Below are 294 nucleotides of genomic sequence, written 5' to 3' on the forward strand. Positions count from 1 at the left end.
TGGTCTCGATCGTTTGACGTTCGGCCGTTTCGGGGTCGCGGGGCGGGGTGCTGTTCCTACGCTGGGCCGTTATGACGGATTCCGTGATGCTGGGCCGGATCGCCGCTCGGCGTGCCGAGCTGGATCTGCTGGAGGAGGAGCTGGTCAAGCGGCTGGCCGATGTGCGCGTTGAGCGGGACGAACTGGTGGTGGCTGAGCGCGTCGTGCAGCGGATCAGCGAGCAGGGCTTCGGCGAGTACCTGTCGCTGGCGCCCGCACTGCCGGAGGCGCAGGTCGGCGGCCGGTCGGTGCTGC

1 pseudogene is annotated in these 294 nt (G+C 69.4%); it reads left to right on the plus strand.

The window, feature by feature from the left end:
* Nucleotides 1-71: 71 nt before the first annotated feature.
* Nucleotides 72-294: pseudogene (locus tag IZR01_RS49700) on the plus strand (hypothetical protein); the annotation flags it as partial.

The sequence above is a fragment of the Catenulispora pinisilvae genome, from assembly GCF_015356865.1.
Taxonomy (GTDB): Bacteria; Actinomycetota; Actinomycetes; order Streptomycetales; family Catenulisporaceae; genus Catenulispora; species Catenulispora pinisilvae.